The sequence below is a fragment of the Devosia sp. 1635 genome (genome assembly GCF_013185955.1).
In the GTDB taxonomy this organism is placed as follows: Bacteria; Pseudomonadota; Alphaproteobacteria; order Rhizobiales; family Devosiaceae; genus Devosia.
On the sequence record NZ_JABAOM010000007.1, the window covers coordinates 74,906 to 95,986 of the forward strand.

The following is a 21,081-nucleotide window of genomic DNA, read 5'->3' on the forward strand; positions in this document are numbered from 1 at the left end:
AGAGACCCTCGCCAACCTGAACCCGGCGCCCCGCTCGCCCCGTTCACACCCCCAAAGCTCTGATCCCCCTCAGACCACCGGAAAGTTATTGGCATTGGCAAAGATCATCACCACCATTACCGGCGATTCCGCCCTCACCTTTGATGACGTGCTGCTGCAGCCGGCACGCTCCGATGTGCTGCCCGGCGAAACCGACATCGCCACCTATGTGACGCGCGACATCGCGCTCAACCTGCCCATCCTGTCCTCGGCCATGGATACGGTCACCGAAAGCGCCATGGCCATTGCCATGGCGCAGGCCGGGGGCATGGGCGTGATCCACAAAAATCTCACCCCGGCCGAGCAGGCCGAGCAGGTGCGTCAGGTCAAGAGTTTTGAATCGGGCATGGTGGTCAACCCCATCACCATCGGCCCTGATGCGACCCTGGCCGATGCGCTCTCGCTGATGCAGACCAACCGCATTTCGGGCATTCCCGTGGTGGAAAATGGCGGCAAGGGCGGGCGCATGACCGGCAAGCTTGTCGGCATCCTCACCAACCGCGATGTGCGCTTTGCTTCCAATCCAGCCCAGCGCATTGCCGAGCTGATGACGCATGAAAACCTCATCACCGTGCGCGATGGCGTCAGCAAGGACGAGGCCAAGGTGCTGCTGCACAAGCACCGCATCGAAAAGCTGCTGGTGGTCGACAGTGAAGGGCGCTGCACCGGGCTCATCACCGTCAAGGACATCGAAAAAGCCCAGCTTAATCCCAACGCGGTCAAGGACGCCCAGGGGCGCCTGCGGGTCGCGGCGGCTTCCACCGTCGGGGATGCGGGCTTCGAGCGTTCGCTGGCGCTGATCGAAGCAGGGGTGGACCTCCTCGTCATCGACACCGCCCATGGTCACTCGGTGCGGGTTGCCGAAGCCGTCGAGCGCGTCAAACGTGAAAGCAATTCCACCCGCATCATGGCCGGCAATGTCGCCACCGCCGAAGCCACCCGCGCGCTGATCGATGCGGGCGCCGATGCGGTCAAGGTGGGCATCGGCCCCGGGTCGATCTGCACCACCCGCATCGTTGCAGGCGTCGGCGTGCCGCAGTTGGCCGCTGTGATGGCCTGCGCTGAAGAGGGCGCCAAGCACGGTGTTCCCGTGATCGCCGATGGCGGCATCAAGTTCTCGGGCGACATGGCCAAGGCCTTGGCCGGCGGCGCCTCCTGCGTGATGGTGGGCTCGCTGCTCGCCGGCACCGATGAGAGCCCGGGCGAGGTTTATCTCTATCAAGGCCGCTCCTATAAATCCTATCGCGGCATGGGCTCGGTGGGGGCCATGGGTTCGGGCTCGGCCGACCGCTATTTCCAGCAGGATGTGCGCGACCAGATGAAGCTCGTGCCCGAGGGTATCGAGGGGCAGGTGCCCTATAAGGGTTCGGCCGGCGCCGTGCTGCATCAGCTCGCAGGGGGCCTGCGCGCCGCCATGGGCTATACCGGCGCCCATAATCTCGAGGACTTCCGCAACAATTCGGTGTTCGTCAAGATTTCGGGCGCGGCGCTCAGCGAAAGCCATGTGCATGATGTGACCATCACCCGCGAAGCCCCCAACTATCGCAGCGCCCGCTAAGGCGCTGACGGAACGCCGCCCTGCCGCACCCGTTACCCCCGGGCACAAACTCCGGGGGATTGGCTGGCATGGACGAGGCGGAGAAGGACGCGATCCGCAAGGATTTCAACGCGGCGGTCAACATGGCGCCCGCCGAGCTCAACAAATGGCTGGCCTCCGAGCACAGCCAGAAGTTCGGCTGGCCCAAGGATCGCGACGAAGGCGAAGAATCGGTGGGCCACCAATCGGGCCAGCGCATCATCGAGATCAAGCGGAAGCCCAAGGCCGAGCTGACCGATGACGACTACCAGCATATGCGCAAGGTGGTGGGCTATGTGCATCGCCACCTGGCGCAGCGCCCGAGCGGGGACATCAGCGAAACGCCCTGGCGCTTTTCGCTGATGAACTGGGGCCATGACCCGCTGAACGACTAACCCTCCGTCACATTCTCGCTGTCTCACCGGGGGCTTGCCTCATGCCGCTCAATGCCAAGCTCCTTGTGCTCGCCATCGCCGCCCAGGTGCTGCTGACCCTGGTCATCCTTGTGCTGATGGGGCGCGAGCGGGTGCCACGCGTCTTGTCGGGCGAGATCAAGGTCGCCGATATTGCGGTGGAAAGAACCGCCTATCCGCTGCGGGCGCGACTGCTGTCGAACAATTTCGACAACCAGTTTCAGCTGCCGGTGCTGTTTTACATTGGCGCGCTACTGGCGCTCTGGGCTGGGGTGCCGAACCTCATCGAAGTGCTGCTGGCCGCCTTCTTCGTGGCCTCGCGCTACGTTCACGCCGCCATTCACGTGACTACCAACAATGTGCAGCAGCGTTTTGCCGCCTACGGCCTTGGCCTTGCGGTGCTGGCCATCTTCTGGCTAGTGCTGTTTTTCCGCATTCTGTTAGCCTGAGTTGCCCATGCGCCTTCCCGGCCGCCTTGCCGCTGCAATTGCCGTTCTGTCCGAGGTGGAAACGCGCAAGCGCCCCGTTTCCGAAGCGCTCAAGGCCTGGGGACTGGCCAATCGTTTCGCTGGCGCCGGTGATCGCGCCGCTATCGGTAATCTCGTTTATGACGCGCTGCGCCACCGCGCTTCGCATGCTTTCCTGATGGGCAGCGATTCCCCGCGCGCCTTGGTGCTTGCCGTCGCCCTGCGCGACTGGCAGGAGGACCCGCAGGCGCTCAACGCGGCTTTTGCGGGCGACAATCATGCCCCCGAGCCGCTGAGCGAGGACGAGATCGCCCGTGCCGCCGGCAGCCTCGAGGGGGCGCCCGCTCCGGTGCGCGCCGATCTGTCGGAATGGCTGGCGCCCTCGCTCGAGCGGGCCTTTGGTGCCGACTGGGTAGCCGAAGGGGCTGCCATGGCCAGTCGTCCGTCGCTTGATCTGCGCGTCAATACGCTCAAATCCAGCCGCGAGCGGGTGCTCAAGTCCCTTGCGCGCTTCAATCCGCAGCCTACCGCCATTGCGCCCCAGGGTGTGACCATGCCGGCCGGGCCTCGCGATGCGCGCACGCCCAATGTCACCACCGACGAGGGCTATCTCAAGGGCTGGTTCGAGGTGCAGGACCAGGGCAGCCAGATCGTCTCGGCCCTCGCCAATGCACAGCCCGGCGAACAGGTGCTCGATCTCTGCGCCGGGGCCGGGGGCAAGACCCTCGCCTTGGCGGCAGCTATGGGCAACAAGGGCCAGATCTTTGCCTATGACAGCGATCGCAACCGTTTGGCGCCCATTTATGATCGCCTCAAGCGCAATGGCGCGCGCAATGTGCAGGTGCGCGCCCCCCATGAGGGCGCCCTCGATGACCTTTTGGGCAAGATGGACCGCGTCGTCATCGACGCCCCTTGCACCGGCACGGGCACTTGGCGGCGGCGCCCCGACACCAAATGGAAGCTCTCGCCAGAACTCCTCGCGACCCGCATGGGCGAACAGTCGGCGCTGTTGCGCGACGGCCTCGCCTTCCTCAAGCCGGGTGGAACGCTCGTTTACATCACCTGCTCGATCCTGCCGGAAGAAAACGACGACCAGATCGTGGCGCTGCGGGCCGAACAGCCGGGCCTTGTTTCGGTGCCGCCCGCCGAGCTCTGGAGCGCCGCTTTCGGCACAGCGCTTCCCGATGGCGTTGCAACCGCGGCGGGCGGCATTGCCCTGACCCCGCGCCTGACCGGCACGGACGGCTTTTACTGCCACATCCTGCGGCGGTGAAACCGAGCGGGCGCCACGGCGTTCAGCGGGGGACCTCTGTCCAACCGCGAGAGCCCAATGTCCAGCGTCTCCACCGCCGATCATCGCACCCCGCGCTCCTGGCTGCTTCTCGCTGTCTTTGTGGTCGGGGTGCTGGGGATCGGCTCGCTGATCGGGGTGTTCACCGGCGGGGGCGGGGAATGGTACGACAATCTCGAAAAGCCGTTCTTTAATCCGCCCAGCTGGGTGTTCGGCCCGGTCTGGTCGACGCTTTACGTGCTGATCGGCATTGCCGGCTGGCGCATCTTTACGGTCGATCCAAGCAGCACCGCCATGAAGCTGTGGTGGGCGCAGATGGTGCTCAATTTCGCCTGGTCGCCGGTCTGGTTCGGCGCGCACCTCTTGTGGCCGGCCTTTGTGGTGATCGTTCTCATGTGGCTGGCGATCATCGGCTTCATGCTGATGGCGCGCCCGCTCGACAAGCTCGCCAGCTGGCTGTTCCTGCCCTATTTGCTGTGGGTGAGCTTTGCCAGCGCCCTCAATCTTTCGATTGCACTTTTGAACTAGGCAGGCATGCATCCGCGAGGCTTGCACTTAGCTCTTTGTGCCGGTAAATGCTCGCCATGCAGCACCCCCAGAAAGATCCCGAGACCGACGCAATCCTGATTGTGGACTTCGGTTCGCAAGTCACCCAGTTGATTGCGCGCCGTATCCGCGAAACCGGGGTTTATTGCGAAATCCATCCCTTCCAGCACGCGGCCCAGGCCGCCGCGAAGCTCAAGCCGCGCGGCATTGTGCTGTCGGGCAGCCCCGCTTCGACGCTGGACGAGAACGCTCCCACCATTGATCCCTCACTGCTCGAGGCCGGCGTGCCGATTCTTGGCATCTGCTATGGCCAGCAAGCCTTGTGCATGGCGCTGGGCGGCACGGTGGAAGCGGGCCATCACCGCGAATTCGGCCGCGCCGAGCTGACCGTGCAAAAGCACTCGGCCCTCACCACCGGCGTCTGGGAAGTTGGCACCGAGCACCAGGTCTGGATGAGCCATGGCGACCGCGTCGTCACCATCCCGCCCGGCTTTGAGATCGTGGCCACTTCGCCCGGCGCGCCCTTTGCCATGATCGCCGATGAAAGCCGGCGCATCTGGGCCACCCAGTTCCACCCCGAAGTGGTGCACACCCCTGACGGGTCCAAGCTCTTTGCCAATTTCGTGCATGAAGTGTGCGGCGTGGCGTCCAGCTGGACCATGGCGGCCTACCGCGACAAGATGATCGAGCGCATCCGCGCCCAGGTCGGCACCGGCCGGGTAATCTGCGGCCTTTCGGGCGGCGTTGATTCCTCGGTGGCGGCCGTCCTCATCCACGAAGCGATCGGCGATCAGCTGACCTGCATTTATGTGGATCACGGCCTGATGCGGCTCAACGAGAGCGAGCAGGTCGTCAGCCTTTTCCGCGACCACTACAATATCCCGCTCGTGCATGTGGATGCCTCCGAGCTGTTCCTGCGCGAGCTGACCGGGCAGGTCGATCCCGAAACCAAGCGCAAGATCATCGGGCGCCTGTTTATCGAGACCTTCGAGGCGGAAGCCGAAAAGCTCGGCGGCGCCGAGTTCCTCGCCCAGGGCACGCTCTATCCCGACGTGATCGAAAGCGTGTCGTTCACCGGCGGACCTTCGGTGACCATCAAGTCGCACCACAATGTGGGCGGCTTGCCCGAGCGCATGAACATGAAGCTCGTCGAGCCCTTGCGCGAATTGTTCAAGGACGAAGTGCGCGTGCTCGGTCGCGAGCTTGGCTTGCCCGAAAGCTTTATCGGCCGCCACCCCTTCCCCGGCCCGGGCCTGGCCATCCGCTGCCCGGGTGGCATCACGCCCGAAAAGCTCGATATCCTGCGCAAGGCGGACGCCATCTATCTCGATGAGATCCGCAAGTCGGGCCAATACGACAAGATCTGGCAGGCCTTTGCCGTGCTGCTGCCGGTCCAGACCGTGGGCGTGATGGGCGATGGGCGCACCTATGAGTTCGTGTGTGCGCTGCGCGCGGTGACGTCGGTGGACGGCATGACCGCGGATTTCTACCAGTTCGACATGAACTTCCTCGGGCGCACAGCCACCCGCATCATCAATGAAGTGCGCGGCATCAACCGGGTGGTCTATGACGTGACCTCCAAGCCCCCCGGCACGATCGAGTGGGAGTGAGCGGCCGGCCGGTCGCCCACTCAAGCCCATTCCGTTTGCAATCGCGGGGACCCATGGTAATGCTCCCCGCACTTCTCCAACGACGTCAGGCCGCCCATGTCCCAGGACAACATCTTTCGCGAAGTCGACGAGGAACTGCGCTCTGATCGCATGCGCGCGTTCTGGCGCCGCTTTGCGCCCTATATCCTGGGTGCAGCCGTTGGCGTGGTGCTGATCGTTGCGATCAACGAAGGGTGGTCCTGGTATCAGTCGAGCAATGCGGCCCAGTCCTCGGACGAGCTTTATGCCGCTTTTGACCTCGCCGACGGAGGCGACCTTGCCGCGGCCCAAACCGAGCTCGACCGCCTGATCGCCGATGGGTCGGGCGGCTATCCGGTGCTGGCGCAGTTCCGCAAGGCGGGGCTGCTGGCCAAGGAAGGCAAGGCGGCCGAGGCCGTAGCCGTTTACGACGAACTGGCCAATACCCAGTCCAATCCGCGCCTGCGCGAACTGGCGCTAGTGTTTGCCGGCACGCTGCTGGTGGATAACGGCACGCTTGCCGATGTGCAGACGCGCGTTGAAACCATCGCCACCGAAGGCAATCCGCTGCGCAATGCGGCGCGCGAAGCCATGGGGCTGGCGCAATACAAGGCCGGCGACTTTGCCGCCGCCCAGGCCAGCTTTGAATCGGTGCTCAACGATCCCCTGACGCAGAACACCACGCGCCAGCGCATGGGCTATTATCTCGGCCAGATGGTGTCGGAAGGCGTGATTGCGCCCGAACCGATCCCCGACAGCGAAGCTACGCTGCAATCGAGCGAAACCGTCGTCGTGGACGAGGCCGCGCCCGTCGAGCCGGCAGCTGAGGCACCGGCACCCGAGGCTGCGGCACCCGCTGCGCCAGAAGCTGTTGCCCCGGCGGCCCCGGCCACGGGCGCGCCTGCAGCTACGGCTCCCGCGGCTCCGGCTCCGGCCACCCCAACCACCGATCCTGTCCTTGAATAGCGGCGGAGCCTTGCGCCCCGCCCACCAGAAAGCCATGCCATGACCGTCACCGTAGCCATTGTCGGTCGTCCCAATGTCGGCAAGTCGACCCTGTTCAACCGCCTGGTCGGCCGCAAGATCGCGCTGGTCGACGATACGCCCGGCGTCACCCGCGACCGGCGCGAAGCCGAAGGCCATATCGCCGATCTCACCTTTCGCGTGCTCGACACCGCGGGCTATGAGGATGTCACCGACGGCTCGCTGGAAGACCGCATGCGCCAGCAGACCGAGCTGGCCATTGCCGAAGCCGATGTGATCCTTTTCATGATCGATGCGAGGGCCGGCGTCGTGCCGCTCGACCAGCGTTTTGCCCAGGTGCTGCGCAAGGCCGGCAAGACCGTCCATCTCGTGGGCAACAAGGCTGAAAGCAAGGCTGCGGAAGCGGGGCTCGTGGAAGCCTTCAAGCTCGGCTTTGGCGAACCCATCGCGCTTTCGGCCGAGCATGGACTGGGGCTCTCCGAGCTTTATTCCATCGTCGGGCAGGCCATCGATGCCGCTGCCGAGAAGCAGCAGGCCGAAGCCATTGCCGATCTCGATGCCATGCCCGAGGTCGATATCGACATCACCCCGGACATGCTCGAAGGCGAGGGCGACGAAGCCACGCTGCGCTGGAACCCGCGCCGCTATCTCAATGTCGCGATTGTCGGCCGCCCCAATGCCGGCAAGTCCACCCTCATCAACCGCATGGTCGGGGAAGATCGCGTGCTGGTGGGCCCGGAAGCCGGGATCACCCGCGACTCCATTCTCGTGCCCTGGGAATGGGAAGGGCGCACCATCAATCTCGTCGATACCGCCGGCATCCGCCGCCGCTCGCGCGTGCAGGAAAAGCTCGAAAAGCTCGCTGTCGGCGATAGCCTACGCTCCATCCAGTATGCCGAAGTCGTCGTGCTGATGCTCGACGCCACGATCCCGTTCGAAAAGCAGGATCTGGCGCTGGCCGACCTGGTGGAGCGCGAAGGGCGCGCCATGGTGATCGCGCTCAACAAATGGGATCTGATCGAGGACAAGAACGCCACCCTATCGGCGCTGCGCGAGGCCTGCGACCGGCTCTTGCCGCAGCTGCGCGGCATTCCCCTGGTCACCCTTTCGGGGCTGACCGGGCGCAATATCGACAAGCTGATGGACGCGATTTTCACCATCGAGCGGGCCTGGAACTCCCATGTTTCCACCGCGCGCCTCAACCGCTGGCTCGCGGGAATGGTTGAGGGGCATCCGCCGCCGGCCGTTTCGGGCCGCCGCCTCAAGCTGCGCTATATGACGCAGGCCAAGACGCGGCCGCCCAGCTTTATCCTGTTTGCCTCGCGCCCCGATGCCTTGCCGACTGCGTATCAGCGCTACCTGGTCAACGGGATGCGCGAAGCCTTTGATATCAAAGGCACGCCCATTCGGCTCTGGGTGCGTTCGGGCAGCAATAACCCCTATAACGATCCTAGCAAGCGCCGGCTAGGCTAGCCAAACCGGACGAAGCATCAACACCCCATGGTGCTTCGGCTCGCTTTGCCTCATAATCAACGTGTCTGAAGCGACCCGATGCTGAGTGCGGGGCCGCGTATCACGTTGAAATCTTGTTCCTAGAAATCCTGATCGTAATCGTTCTGACCATCGTCAATGGCGCGTTGGCCATGTCCGAGCTCGCCGTTGTTTCCGCCCGTCCGGCGCGCCTGCGCACCATGGCCGATGCCGGCAACAAGGGGGCTGAGGTCGCCATCCATCTGGCCGAGGACTCCGGCAAGTTCCTGTCTTCGGTGCAGATCGGTATCACCCTCGTCGGCATCCTGTCTGGCGCCATCTCCGGCGCGACGCTTGGCCTGCGCTTCACCGACTGGCTCGAAGCCCTGGGTGTCCCCGATAACATCGCCGATGTGGTGGGTGTGGGCGGAGTGGTGCTGTTCATCACCTATATCTCCTTGATCCTGGGCGAACTGGTGCCCAAGCAGATCGCTCTCCGCGACCCTGAAGGCGTTGCCGCCCGCGTCGCCCCCGCGATGAAGCTGCTGGCCAAGGTTGGCTCGCCCATCGTCTGGGTACTCGACATCTCGGGCAAGGCGGTGCTGACCCTTTTGGGGCAGGGCGGCCAGATGGAAGAAACGGTCACCGAAGAAGAAGTGCGCACCATCATCGCGGAAGCCACCACGGCCGGCGTGATCGAGACCGACGAGCACTCCATGATCTCAGGCGTCATGCGTCTCGCTGATCGCTCCGCGCGCGGCCTGATGACGCCGCGCCTCGAAGTAGATGTGATCGATCTTGCCGATGACGGCGCTGAAATCCGCCGCAACATCCTGAGCACGCACCGTTCGCGCCTCCTGGTGCAGGACGGCGACGCCGACTCCATCATTGGCGTCGTGGCGATCACCGATCTTGTCGCCACTTTCGCCAACGGGCAGCCGCTCGATATCCGCAAATTCGTGCAGCCTGTGCCAGTGGTCATGGATCATGCCGATGCGCTCGACGTCGTGCGCGCCATTCGCAATTCCACCGTGCATATGGCGCTGGTCGTGGATGAATACGGCCATTTCGAAGGCATTGTCACCTCCGGCGACATTCTGGAAGTCATCACCGGCGTGTTCCAGGAAGAAACCGGCGACGATCCGGCCGTGGTCCGGCGCGAAGACGGCTCCTACCTCGTGGCCGGCTGGATGCCTGTGGACGAGTTCAGTGAAAAGCTCAAGGTCGCCATCCCCAAGGATGCGCGTTTTGAAACCGTAGCGGGCTATGTGCTTTCGACCATCAACCGCCTGCCCGCCGTGGGCGAAACCTTCGAGCACGACGGCTGGCGCTTCGAGATCGTTGATCTCGATGGCCGCAGGATCGACAAGGTGCTGATGACGCGGCTCGATGGCGTCACGACAACGGCCTAGAGCGGGGTAAACCCGCCTTGGCGCATGTCATAGATCTGGCCCGTCTGCGTTAGCGACGGGCTCAGCAAATCCACCAGGCGCGGCGCAACATCCTGTGGGCGGGGCAGGGTCTCAGGATCCTCCCCCGGCATCGCCTTAGCGCGCATCGCGGTACGCACGGCGCCGGGATAGAACACATTGACGCGCAAGCGGGTTTGCTCGATTTCGCCGGCATAGGCCTTGGCCAAAGCGTCGGCCGCGGCTTTGCTCGCGGCGTAAAGTCCCCAATAGGGCCGGACATTGCGCGCGGCGCCCGAGGACACGAACACAACCCGTCCATCCGCCGCCTGGCGCAGCAGCAGGTCGGTGGCGCGGATCAGCCGGTAATTGGCGGTGACATTGACCGCCATCACCGATTCAAATTCTTCGGGCTTGAGATGGGGCACAGGCGACAGCGTGCCCAGCATGCCTGCATTAGCGATCAGGCCATCCAGCGCACCCCAGCGCTCGAATATCGCCGCGCCCAGCCGGTCGATGGCATCGCCATCACGTAGGTCGAGCGGCACGAGCGTTGAGGATGAGCCGAGCTCCTGGATTTCGTCATCCAGCTCTTCAAGGGCGCCAACGGTGCGGGCGACCGCGACCACATGGGCGCCGCGACGGGCCGCTTCGAGGGCGCTGGCATAGCCGATACCGCGCGATGCGCCGGTGACCAGGACAACTTTGCCCGCAAGATCGTGTTCTGCAGGCATTAACCAGCCTCTCGCAACAAGGAAATCTGCTTGGGTTCGTTCTTGGAGCGCCCGTTCAGATCCGTCAACTGTGTTGGGTAGTCGCCGGTGAAATAATGGTCGGTAAACTGGGGCGCCTGGGGATTGCGCTTGGCGCCGCCCACAGCTTCGTAGAGCCCGTCAATGGAGAGGAACTCCAGCGAATCGGCGCCGATGAACCGACACATGGAAGCGAGGTCCGCGTGCTGGTTGGCCAGCAGCTTGTCTGGGTCGGGCGTGTCGATGCCGTAATAATCGGAATAATGGATCATGGGGCTGGCGACGCGGATATGGACTTCCCTCGCGCCCGCTTCGCGGATCATCTGCACGATCTTCACCGATGTGGTGCCGCGCACGATGGAATCGTCGATCAGCACCACCCGCTTGCCCGCGATCTCGGCGCGGTTGGCCGAGTGCTTGAGCTTGACGCCAAAGGCACGGATCGACTGAGTCGGTTCGATAAAGGTGCGGCCCACATAGTGGTTGCGGATAATGCCGAGCTCGAACGGAATGCCGCTCTGCTGGGCAAAGCCGATGGCCGCGGGCGTGCCGCCATCGGGCACGGGCACCACCACATCGGCATCGACCGGAGCTTCCTTGGCCAGGTTCATGCCCATGCGCTTGCGCGCCGCATAGACGCTGCGCCCGGCGACCACCGAATCGGGGCGGGCGAAATAAACATATTCGAACAGGCACATCCGCTCCGGACGGGGCGGGAAGGGCTTGAGCGATTCGATGCTGATCGAGCCATCGGGCTGGATCTCGCAGACCACCACTTCCCCGTTCTCGATATCCCTGACGAACTTGGCGCCGATGATATCGAGCGCGCAGCTTTCCGAAGCAAAGATGGGCTTGCCATCCAGATCGCCCAGCACCAGCGGGCGGATGCCGTTGGGGTCGCGTGCGCCGATCAGCTTGGTGCGCGTCATCGCCACCATGGCATAGGCACCTTCAACTGCCCCGATCGCATCCACAAACCGGTCCGAGGACGAGGTGCGCTGCGACCGGGCGATCAGGTGCAGGATCACCTCGGTATCCGAGGTCGACTGGCAAATCGCGCCCTGCGCGATCAAGCGCCGGCGCAGGGTCAGCCCATTGGTCAGGTTGCCATTATGGGCGATGGCAATGCCGCCAACTTCCAGTTCGGCGAACAAGGGTTGCACATTGCGCAGAATGGTTTCGCCGGTGGTGGAATAGCGCACATGGCCCATGGCCATGGAGCCGGGAATGCGCTTGAGCGTCGCGGGGTCGGTGAAGTGGTCGCCCACCAGCCCCAGTTGGCGCTCGGAGTGAAACTGGCGCCCATCAAACGAAACGATGCCGGCCGCTTCCTGCCCCCGGTGCTGCAGCGCATGCAGCCCCAGCGCAGTCAGTGCCGGGGCATCGGGATGCCCCAAAATGCCAAACACCCCGCACTCTTCATGCAGGGTGTCGCCGTCAAGATCGAAATCGTCATCGCTCGGATGGACCACCGGGCTCTCCATTTCAGGCTTGTGCGGTAGCCGGTGCGAAGCGTCCGGCGCAGAAACTATAGCGGATGGTGACCCATACCTTATTCAGGCGGCATGTACCAATGCCGATATGGCCCGGCAGGCATGCCCATGCTGGCCGGGTCACCAAGGCTTGATCACGCCCCCGTAGCTGGCGTGACCGGTGCGGGAGGCGTTGTCGGCGCGCCCGCCGGCGGCGGGACTGTGCCGTCCTCATTGGTATCGGTGCCTTCGTCGGCAGGGCCGGGGGCGTCCTCGGCGTCATCGGTCAGGCCAGTGCCACCCTTGAGGATTTCGGTAACCTGTTCTTCGAGGTCAGGCGGCAGCATGGCGATCAGCGAATTGCCCATGCTTTGCAGATGCGGCAGGGTCTGGGACTGGGCGGCCCAGGGGGGCAGGTTGCTGCCCAGGAGCCAGGTGCCGAAAATGGTGACGACAATGGCGATCAGCACACCCCGCAGCACGCCGAACACAAAGCCCAGCGTACGGTCGATCGGCCCAACCCGGCTATCCACCACAAAGTCGGCAATCCGCATGGTGAGCAGATGCAGCACGATCAGGGAAATGATGAAGGTGCCAACTACGGTGGCGATATCGGCGACCACCTGTTCGGCGATATATTGCCGCGCGATTTCGGGGTGATATTGCCACATATAGATGGCAATCGCGGCCGAACCGGCCCAGGTGGCAAGTGACAAGACTTCGCGGGTCAGGCCGCGGGCTGTGGCCAGGATTGCTGAAATCAGCACCAGCACACCAACACCGACATCGAACGCTGTTAGCATAGTCTATTTGCCTGTTCTGCTTGTTGGGTCAGGTGCAACAAGCGCCTCGTTTAACTGCTTTAAGCTGAGATGCCAAGGGCAGGACCCGGGGGCGCGGCAGGATGTCCCCTGAAAGGCGCTGCTTAGTCGTCCTCGCCGGGATGGGCGGGCGCCTTGCCATTGGCGGCAATGCGCCCAACCAGTTCGGACAACACCGAGAATTCTGCGATGTCGAGCCCGCCATGCCGGTCATTGCTAGCAAGGCGCCCGGTGGAAGCCGACTTGAACCCAAGCTTATGGGCTTCGCGCAGGCGCAAGGAGCCGTGCACCACCGGCCGCACACCGCCGGCGAGCGAGATTTCGCCGAAATACACCGCATCCGCCGGCAGGGGCGAACCGGTGAGGGACGAGATCAGCGCGGCTGCAACGGCGAGGTCGGCTGCCGGTTCGTTGATCTTGAGCCCGCCCGCCACGTTCAAATAGATGTCGTTGGCGCCGATCCGCACGCCGCAACGGGTTTCCAGCACCGCCAGCACCATGGACAGGCGCGAGGAATCCCAGCCCACCACCGCCCGCCGGGGCGTACCCAAGGGCGAGGGCGACACCAAGGCCTGGATTTCAACCAGCAGCGGCCGAGTGCCTTCGAGCCCGGCGAACACGGCCGAGCCGGCGGCGCCTTCGTCACGCTGATCCAGGAACAGCGCTGATGGATTGGCCACCTGTTCGAGCCCCCGCTCGGTCATGGCGAAAACCCCGATCTCGTCGGTTGCGCCATAGCGGTTCTTGACGCCGCGCAGGATGCGGAAAGTGTGGCTGGTGTCGCCCTCGAAATACAGCACGGCATCCACCATGTGCTCGACGACGCGTGGGCCGGCGATCTGGCCGTCCTTGGTCACATGGCCCACCAGCACCACGGCGGCGCCGCTTTTCTTGGCAAAGCGCGTCAGCGCCTGGGCGGAGGTGCGCACCTGGGTGACGGTGCCCGGCGCACTGTCGACGCGGTCGGTCCAGAGGGTCTGGATGGAGTCGATGATGACAAGATCGGGCGGCGGCCCGTTTTCGAGCGTGGCGAGAATGATCTCGACATTGGTTTCGGCCGCGAGCAACACTTCGGCTTCCCCCAGCCCCAGCCGCTGGGCACGCAGGCGCACCTGCGCCACCGCTTCTTCGCCCGACACGTAAACGACGCGCTTGCCACGATTGGCAAGCGCCGCTGCCGATTGCAAGAGGAGCGTTGACTTGCCGATGCCGGGATCGCCGCCCACGAGCAGGGCCGAACCCATCACGAAGCCACCGCCGGTCACCCGGTCGAGTTCGGCAATGCCAGTGATGACGCGCGCCGCGGTTTCGGTTTCCCCCGAAAGGGGCACGAGATTGGTCGGCTTGCCGCCAGCCCTGGCCGATTTGGGTCCCGCGCCCACGCCGCTATCGGTAAGTTCCTCGACAATGGTGTTCCACTCGCCGCAAGCGTCGCAGCGGCCCTGCCAGCGGCTGGTGACCGCGCCGCAGGCTTGGCAGACAAAGGAAGAGCGCGATTTTGCCAAGTCAGTGATCCTTCTGCTCGCGGGCGCTGGCGCGTTCGGCCAGTCCTTTGAGTGTATTCCAGTTGCGGGCGGTGGCGGTGCCCGATCGCTTCTCGATCAGACCGGGAAGCTTGGGGCTAGCAGAGATCTTCCTGGTATAATCGACGATCAGGTGGTTGGCCTCGACATGCAACTGTTCCGGGCCGTTATATTGGGCGACCCAGCCGAAGTCCGGGCTGGGGTCCACAAAGAAATACACGCCCATCTGCCCGCCACGCTCGGCCGCCGCTTCGGGGAAGGGATTGCTGTCCACCAACTGGCGCACCTGCGCTGAGGTGCGCACCACCGCCACATTGCCGGGGCCCAAGCCCAAGCCGCGGACGATCTCGTTCATCCGGCGCTCCACCTCGGCTGGCGTATCGTCGCTTTGCACGATCATGTTGCCGGTAGCGATATAGGTCTGCGGCGCGGTAAAGCCGGCGGCCGCTACCGCATCGCGCCAGGCGGCCATGGACATGATCTTGTGCGTGACCGGACCGATGGCCCGCAGCAGGATCACATATACGCCCATCGCACCCTCTCGTTTCCCCTCAGGCAATACGACAAGGACGACGGGGCGGCAAGAACAAAAGACGAACGCTAATCCTCGCCGACGCCGTCGCCGAGATATACCCGGTTGACCCGAGCCAGCCGCAGCGAAGTCAGCAATTCATAGCCGATCGTATTGCCGGCATCGGCCTGCTCGTCCACCGGCACATTGGCGCCCAGGATTTCCGCCGCTTCACCGGGAAGGGGCAGGTCGGAACCGAGCTCGGTGATGTCGACGATGGAAAGGTCCATCGAGATGCGCCCGATGATGGGGCAGAGCTTGCCGCGAATATAGGCCTTGGCGGTCTGCCGCGCCGTTGCCGAGGACAGCGAACGCAGCCAGCCATCGGCATAGCCGTGACCAAGGATCGCCAGACGGCTGTCGCGGGCCAGCGAATAATGGGCGCCGTAACCAACGGTTTCCCCGGTGCGGGCTTCGCGCACCTGCAAGATGGGCACGTGCAGCGTTGCCACGGGCGCCATCGGGTTGCGGCGCCCGTTGACCGCGCGCCCGCCATAAAGGGCGATGCCAGGTCGTACCATCTGGAAATGATATTCGCGTCCGGTCATCAGCCCGGCCGAATTGGCGAGCGAGGCCGGGATATTGGGGAATTGGTTGAGCACGGAGCTGAACAGCGCCAGCTGCGTGCGGTTCTTTTCATGGTTGGGCTGGTCGGCACAGGCCAGGTGGCTCATCAGCATTTGCGGCTGATAACCAAGCGCCGCGGTGCGCTCGCGCACTTCCTCGGCCTCGTTGAGCCGGAAACCCAGGCGGTTCATGCCGGTATCGAAATGAAAAGCGCAAGGATAGGCCTCGTTGCGCTCCACGCATTTGGCCAGCCATTCCTCAAGCATAGGCACCGAGGAGATCACCGGCATCAGGTTTTGCCGCACGTAAAGATTGGCCGCCCCGGGGTAAAGCCCGTCCAGCACAAAGATATGGGCTTCGGGCAGGGCGGCGCGCACTGAAAGCGCCTCGTCAGGGGTTGCGGTGAAAAAGAATCGGGCGCCTGCCGCAAACAGGGCCTTGCTGGCCTGGGTGATGCCGGTGCCATAGGCGTCCGCTTTCACCACGGCGCCAGTCAGCGCTCCGGCGCTGACTTTGTCGAGGGCGCGCCAGTTACGGGCCAGCGCGCCAAGATCGATGCTCAACTGGCCGCCCAGGCCGGATTGCAGGGCCATGAATTATTCCATTCGCTCGGGGAGGTAATCGGCGCGAGCCAGATTGCCGAAGCGGGTATATTGCGCCTCAAACGAGAGCTGCACCGTGCCGGTCGGGCCGTGACGCTGCTTGGCAATGATCACTTCGGCCTTGCCATGCACCTTTTCCATCTCGCTTTGCCAGGCAATGTGCTCGGGCGTGCCCTCTTTGGGCTCCTTGTTCTTGAGATAGTATTCTTCGCGATACACAAACATCACCACGTCGGCGTCCTGCTCGATCGAGCCCGATTCGCGCAAGTCGGCGAGCTGGGGATGCTTGTCGTCGCGCGCTTCCACCTGACGGGACAGCTGGGACAGCGCGATGATGGGCACTTCCAGCTCCTTGGCCAGCGCCTTGAGCGTGGTGGTGATCTCGGTCAACTCCTGCACGCGGTTCTGGCTCGAGGATTTGGACGAGCCGGACAGCAGTTGCAAATAGTCGACGATCAAGAGGTCCAGACCCTTTTGCCGCTTCAGGCGCCGGGCGCGGGCCGCCATCTGCGCCACCGAGATGCCGCCGGTGTCGTCGATATAAAGCGGCACCCGGCTCATGGCATTGGACACATCCACCAGCTTGGAGAACTGGCTGTCATGGATACGGCCGCGGCGGATATCGGAGGAGGAGATTTCCGCCTGCTCCGCCAGAATACGGGTGGCAAGCTGTTCGGAGCTCATTTCAAGGCTGAAAAAGCCAACAATGCCGCCATCCACCGTGCGGTTGTGCCCGTCGGGGGTGACATCGCCCTTCCAGGCCTTGGCGACGTTATAGGCGATATTGGTCACGAGCGAGGTCTTGCCCATGGCGGGGCGGCCGGCCAGGATGATCAAGTCCGAGCGCTGCAACCCGCCCATCTGTCGGTCAAGATCGTGCAGCGCGGTGGCAACGCCCGAAAGCCCACCGTCGCGCTGAAAGGCTTCGCCGGCCATCCGGATCGAGGCGGTGAGCGCAGCGCCAAAGGCCTGAAAGCCGCCGTCATAGCGTCCTTTTTCGGCGAGCTGGAACAACTCGCCCTCGACCTTTTCGATCTGCTGGTTCGGACTCATGTCGACGTCCGACTCATAGGCGACCGACACCATCTCCTCGCCCACAAGGATCAGGTTGCGGCGAATTGCGAGGTCATAGATCGCCCGCCCATAATCGGCGGCGTTGAGCACGGTGGTTGCTTCGGCCGCCAGCCGCGCCAGATATTGCGGCATGGTCATATCGGCGAGTAGCTGCTCGGGCAGGTGGCTCTTGATGGTGATCGGATCGGCCGATTTGCCGGCGCGGATGAACTTGCCGATCACCTCGTAGATTTCGCGGTGGATGGGCTCGTAGAAATGCACGGGCTCGAGAAAGTCCGAGACCCGGTAGAACGCTTCGTTGTTGACCAGGACCGCGCCCAGCAATGCCTGTTCGGCCTCCACATTGTGTGGCGCCAGACGAAGGGGCTTTTCTTCGGCGCGGGGGAAGTGCGCGATCTCTGCCATGCGGACCTCCTAAGGGATCGTTAACGCTTCTTAACCATGGCACGGAGCCGGGAGTCTCGCGCTACGCCACAAAGGTTAACGGCTGGCGAACAAGGTTGTGAACTATGGGCATAACGGGGATGGCGGGCGCGATTGCCTTGCTAGCGCGCGAACGCGGCAAGATGGGGGCGAATCGAAGCGCCTGGAAATAGCGAAAGGCCGGGCAGGGTGCCCGGCCTTTCACAAATTTGGGCAGAAGGTTTTTAGATCGAGTCGTCGAAACGATCGTCCTGGGCCGCATCGGCCTGGCCGGCGGCGAAATCGCCAGCCTCGTCATCGTCATACTGGGTGACGGTGAGGTCTTCACCAGCCACCTGGCGGCTTGCTTCGTCTTCCGAGCGAGCGACGTTGACGGTGATGGTGACCGCAACTTCGGCATGCAGGTTGAGTGCGACGGTGTGGATGCCGACCGACTTGATCGGGTCGGCAAGGTCCACCTGCGAGCGCTGTACGGTGTAGCCGTCGGTAGCCAGGGCCTCGACGATGTCGCGCGAAGCAACCGAGCCGTAGAGCTGGCCGGTTTCGCCGGCCTGGCGGATGATCACCACCACATGGCCATTGAGGCCTTCAGCGATCCCGGCAGCGGCGTTGCGGCGCTCTTCGTTGCGCTTTTCGATATGGGCGCGTTCGGCTTCGAACTTGGAGCGGTTGCCGGCAGTGGCGCGCAAGGCCTTGCCCTGGGGCAGCAGGTAGTTACGGGCGAACCCGTCCTTAACCGTCACTTCGTCGCCGATGGAGCCGGTGCGACCGACGCGTTCGAGCAGGATAACTTTCATTGCAATTTCCTTGTGGCTGTCCCGTCTCATGGACGGTTAGGAGCCCCGGACCATCCGGAACCCCAGCGATGTGCCCTGGTGAGGGGCACTGTGGCAGGCACTTACGCGGACAAAAAGCCGCTGGGACGAGTCGGATAGTGGTGATCTGCGAGAACCGGAGCGGAGCGTACTGAAGTACGTGAGCACCGGAAGCGCAGCAGATTGCCGCTAACTGGCCGTCCCAGTGAGCTTATTGAACAGCGTAAGGCATGATGCCGATGAAGCGGGCCCGCTTGATCGCACGAGCCAGTTCACGCTGCTTGAGCGCCGAAACGGCGGTGATGCGCGAGGGAACGATCTTGCCGCGCTCGGATACATAGCGGCTGAGCAGACGCACGTCCTTGTAGTCGATCTTGGGAGCGCCTTCGCCCGAGAATGGGCAGGTCTTGCGCCGGCGCTGGAACGGACGGCGGGCCTGGGCGGTGGTAAGGTCTTTGATTGCCATAGCTTTGAGGTCCTTGAATTAGAAACGGCGGGGACGGCGTTCGCCGCCGAAGCCACCACGATCAGGACGGCCGCCATCGCGGTCGCCGCGGTCATCACGGTCGCGCTTCTGCATCATGGCCGACGGGCCTTCTTCCAGCTCGTCAACGCGCACGGTCATGAAGCGCAGGATGTCTTCATTGATGCGCATCTGGCGCTCCATCTCGGCAACGGCAGGAGCCGGAGCGTCGATGTTCATCAGCGTGTAGTGGGCCTTGCGATTCTTGCGAATGCGGTAGGAGAGGCCCTTGAGGCCCCAATATTCATTCTTGGTGACCTTGCCGCCGCCAGAAGCGAGGACTTCGGTCAGAGCAGCGGTCAGCTCTTCAACCTGCTGCTGGGAAACGTCCTGGCGCGCCAGGAAGATATGCTCGTAAAGGGCCATTGATGCGCCTTCCTTTGTGGTTCAACACAGTGCACTTGCTGGCGCGGAGCCTCTTTGAAGCCGGGAACGGCGTCAAAGCAGTCTTGCAAAGAGCGGGAACACGGGAGGCCGGACTTGTTGGTCCTATCGGCGCAGGAGAAACCCCATGCACCAACCCTCCGTTCAGCCCCCGGCCAAACGAATGCTGCGGGTCACATAGGCCAAAGAGGGGCTTCGCACAAGGCTTTTCGGCCTGTTGGCTATTTTGGAACCGCCCGGCGGCTCAGGCTTTGCCATGGCGAGACCACTCAACGTTACCAGGAATTTTGTTTCGCATGAAAAAGCTGTTTGCCCCACTCGCGCTCCTTGCCACCCTTGGGCTTGTGGCCTGTGATGACGCGCCGGACCGGGAGCCTGCGGCAAGTGTTCAAACCAATCCCGATGGTTCGCGCACCTTGCAGCTCAACGTGCCCGAATCGCTGGCGCCCGCGGTTGACGCGATGGCCAACCCCCAGGCGACGATCGATAATCTGCGGTCGCGGGCCGGCACCATGACCGAGCAGATGCGGCGCGATGCGGTTGTCGCTGCTCGTCGCGCAGCCGAAGAAGGTGCTCGTGCCCTGGGGCAAACCGAAGCCGAGATCCGGCAGGCCGGTGACGTCGCCGAGCGCTCGGCCCGCCAGGCGGCTGGCCTCAACAACTAGATTGGATGGCCGGGGGCAGCGGCCAGTGCCTTGACTCTGCCACACACACCCGGCAAACGCCCCTCCCAAGAGGGAGCGGCGCCGCTCCCGAGCAACAAGGACGCCGTCAATGACCCGCTATGCATTCACCTTTCCCGGCCAGGGCAGCCAGGCAGTTGGCATGGGCAAGGATCTGGCCGCGAGCTTCCCCGAAGCGCGCGCCGTGTTCGGCGAGGTCGATGAGGCGCTGGGGCAGCGGTTGTCAGCCATCATGTTCGAAGGTTCGGACGAGATGTTGCGCCTGACGGAAAACGCGCAGCCGGCGCTGATGGCGGTGAGCATTGCGGTGATGCGGGTGCTCGAAGCACGCGGCGTGCGCCTTGCCGATCACGCTGCCTATGTGGCGGGCCATTCGCTGGGCGAATATTCCGCCCTTTGCGCGGCGGGCACCTTTACTGTTGCCGATGCGGCGCGGCTGCTCAAGACGCGCGGGCAGGCCATGCAAAAGGCCGTTCCGGTCGGTCATGGCGCCATGGCGGCGCTGTTAGGCCTTGATCTCGAGACCGCCCGTGCCGTCGCGGCAGAAGCGGGCCAGGGCGAAATCTGCGATGTCGCCAATGACAATGCCCCCGGCCAGGTCGTGGTATCGGGTGCAGTCGCCGCCATCGAGCGCGCCATTGAGCTGGCCAAGGCCAAAGGCGCCAAGCGTGCCCTGCTGCTGCCTGTCAGTGCCCCGTTCCATTGCGCCCTGATGCAGCCTGCCGCCGACGCCATGCGCGAAGCGCTGGCCGAGGTGCAGATGCAGGCTCCCGTTGTGCCGCTGGTCGCCAATGTGCTGGCCGCGCCGATCAGCGATCCCGACGCGATCCGCCAGCGTCTCGTCGAGCAGGTGACCGGCGTCGTGCGCTGGACCGAAAGCGTGACCTGGCTCACCGGCGAGGGCGGGGTCACCCATCTGGCCGAGCTGGGTAGCGGCAAGGTGCTGACGGGCCTTGCCAAACGCATCAACCCTGAGGCTACTGCTGTGGCGGTCAACACGCCCGACGACATCGCCGCCTTCGCCGCGACGCTGTCCGCCTGATTCTTG

Annotated in this window: 21 protein-coding genes; 11 read left to right on the forward strand and 10 right to left on the reverse strand. The window is 63.9% G+C overall.

Annotated elements, in window-relative coordinates:
• The first annotated feature begins 94 nt into the window (after positions 1-94).
• The 9 genes from guaB (at position 95) to HRU92_RS19595 (ending at position 9,826) form a co-directional block, all read left to right on the forward strand.
• On the forward strand, positions 95-1,597 hold the full coding sequence (gene guaB, locus HRU92_RS19555; protein ID WP_127754352.1) for an IMP dehydrogenase: 1,503 nt from the start codon (positions 95-97) through the stop codon (positions 1,595-1,597).
• A 68-nt stretch (positions 1,598-1,665) separates the two neighbouring features.
• The gene (locus tag HRU92_RS19560) at positions 1,666-2,010 is read left to right on the forward strand and encodes a DUF3140 domain-containing protein (protein WP_172125380.1); all 345 of its coding nucleotides are present in this window, start codon (positions 1,666-1,668) and stop codon (positions 2,008-2,010) included.
• Between the two features lie 41 nt (positions 2,011-2,051).
• Positions 2,052-2,477 (forward strand): MAPEG family protein, encoded by a 426-nt coding sequence (locus HRU92_RS19565; protein ID WP_173089031.1) that lies wholly within the window; start codon positions 2,052-2,054, stop codon positions 2,475-2,477.
• Positions 2,478-2,484: 7 nt separating this feature from the next.
• Positions 2,485-3,768 carry an RsmB/NOP family class I SAM-dependent RNA methyltransferase gene (locus tag HRU92_RS19570; RefSeq protein WP_172125376.1) on the forward strand — a complete coding sequence of 428 codons (1,284 nt, stop codon included), beginning with the start codon at positions 2,485-2,487 and terminating at the stop codon, positions 3,766-3,768.
• 57 nt (positions 3,769-3,825) lie between these two features.
• A complete protein-coding gene (locus HRU92_RS19575; protein WP_172125374.1) occupies positions 3,826-4,314 on the forward strand; it encodes a TspO/MBR family protein in 489 nt (162 codons plus the stop codon).
• Between the two features lie 56 nt (positions 4,315-4,370).
• Positions 4,371-5,942: a glutamine-hydrolyzing GMP synthase gene (guaA, locus tag HRU92_RS19580; protein ID WP_172125499.1), complete on the forward strand. Its 1,572-nt coding sequence runs from the start codon at positions 4,371-4,373 to the stop codon at positions 5,940-5,942.
• 96 nt (positions 5,943-6,038) lie between these two features.
• A complete protein-coding gene (locus HRU92_RS19585) occupies positions 6,039-6,926 on the forward strand; it encodes a tetratricopeptide repeat protein (RefSeq protein ID WP_172125372.1) in 888 nt (295 codons plus the stop codon).
• 39 nt (positions 6,927-6,965) lie between these two features.
• Positions 6,966-8,417 carry a ribosome biogenesis GTPase Der gene (der, locus tag HRU92_RS19590; protein ID WP_127754345.1) on the forward strand — a complete coding sequence of 484 codons (1,452 nt, stop codon included), beginning with the start codon at positions 6,966-6,968 and terminating at the stop codon, positions 8,415-8,417.
• A gap of 128 nt (positions 8,418-8,545) precedes the next feature.
• Positions 8,546-9,826, forward strand: coding sequence for a hemolysin family protein (locus HRU92_RS19595; RefSeq protein WP_172125497.1), 1,281 nt, complete (start codon positions 8,546-8,548; stop codon positions 9,824-9,826).
• On the opposite strand, the gene HRU92_RS19600 is transcribed toward HRU92_RS19595, so the two are convergent.
• From HRU92_RS19600 to rpsF, 10 genes are all read right to left on the reverse strand, one after another.
• Positions 9,823-10,557 carry an SDR family NAD(P)-dependent oxidoreductase gene (locus HRU92_RS19600; RefSeq protein WP_172125370.1) on the reverse strand — a complete coding sequence of 245 codons (735 nt, stop codon included), beginning with the start codon at positions 10,555-10,557 and terminating at the stop codon, positions 9,823-9,825. The two genes, HRU92_RS19595 and HRU92_RS19600, sit on opposite strands and share 4 nt — an antisense overlap.
• A complete protein-coding gene (purF, locus tag HRU92_RS19605; protein WP_173089033.1) occupies positions 10,557-12,059 on the reverse strand; it encodes an amidophosphoribosyltransferase in 1,503 nt (500 codons plus the stop codon). Before purF ends, HRU92_RS19600 begins: the two co-directional genes overlap by 1 nt.
• Positions 12,060-12,202: 143 nt before the next feature.
• Positions 12,203-12,850 (reverse strand): CvpA family protein, encoded by a 648-nt coding sequence (locus HRU92_RS19610; protein ID WP_127754341.1) that lies wholly within the window; start codon positions 12,848-12,850, stop codon positions 12,203-12,205.
• A gap of 122 nt (positions 12,851-12,972) precedes the next feature.
• On the reverse strand, positions 12,973-14,373 hold the full coding sequence (radA, locus tag HRU92_RS19615) for a DNA repair protein RadA (protein ID WP_172125368.1): 1,401 nt from the start codon (positions 14,371-14,373) through the stop codon (positions 12,973-12,975).
• A 1-nt stretch (position 14,374) separates the two neighbouring features.
• Entirely contained in the window at positions 14,375-14,923 is a 549-nt protein-coding gene (locus HRU92_RS19620) for a DUF1697 domain-containing protein (RefSeq protein WP_172125366.1), read from the reverse strand.
• Positions 14,924-14,991: 68 nt separating this feature from the next.
• Positions 14,992-16,122, reverse strand: a complete 1,131-nt coding sequence (gene alr, locus HRU92_RS19625; RefSeq protein WP_172125364.1) for an alanine racemase — start codon at positions 16,120-16,122, stop codon at positions 14,992-14,994.
• A gap of 3 nt (positions 16,123-16,125) precedes the next feature.
• Entirely contained in the window at positions 16,126-17,610 is a 1,485-nt protein-coding gene (locus tag HRU92_RS19630) for a replicative DNA helicase (RefSeq protein ID WP_127754337.1), read from the reverse strand.
• A 242-nt stretch (positions 17,611-17,852) separates the two neighbouring features.
• On the reverse strand, positions 17,853-18,425 hold the full coding sequence (gene rplI, locus HRU92_RS19635) for a 50S ribosomal protein L9 (protein ID WP_127754336.1): 573 nt from the start codon (positions 18,423-18,425) through the stop codon (positions 17,853-17,855).
• A 229-nt stretch (positions 18,426-18,654) separates the two neighbouring features.
• Complete coding sequence (gene rpsR, locus HRU92_RS19640) at positions 18,655-18,909, reverse strand: 30S ribosomal protein S18 (protein ID WP_035100429.1); 255 nt, start codon at positions 18,907-18,909, stop codon at positions 18,655-18,657.
• Positions 18,910-18,927: 18 nt separating this feature from the next.
• Entirely contained in the window at positions 18,928-19,332 is a 405-nt protein-coding gene (gene rpsF / locus HRU92_RS19645; RefSeq protein WP_127754335.1) for a 30S ribosomal protein S6, read from the reverse strand.
• A 314-nt stretch (positions 19,333-19,646) separates the two neighbouring features.
• On the opposite strand from rpsF, the gene HRU92_RS19650 reads away from it, so the two are divergent.
• Both HRU92_RS19650 and fabD read left to right on the forward strand, forming a co-directional pair.
• A complete protein-coding gene (locus tag HRU92_RS19650) occupies positions 19,647-20,015 on the forward strand; it encodes a hypothetical protein (RefSeq protein WP_127754334.1) in 369 nt (122 codons plus the stop codon).
• Between the two features lie 109 nt (positions 20,016-20,124).
• Positions 20,125-21,075 (forward strand): ACP S-malonyltransferase, encoded by a 951-nt coding sequence (gene fabD / locus HRU92_RS19655; protein WP_172125362.1) that lies wholly within the window; start codon positions 20,125-20,127, stop codon positions 21,073-21,075.
• Positions 21,076-21,081: the final 6 nt, after the last annotated feature.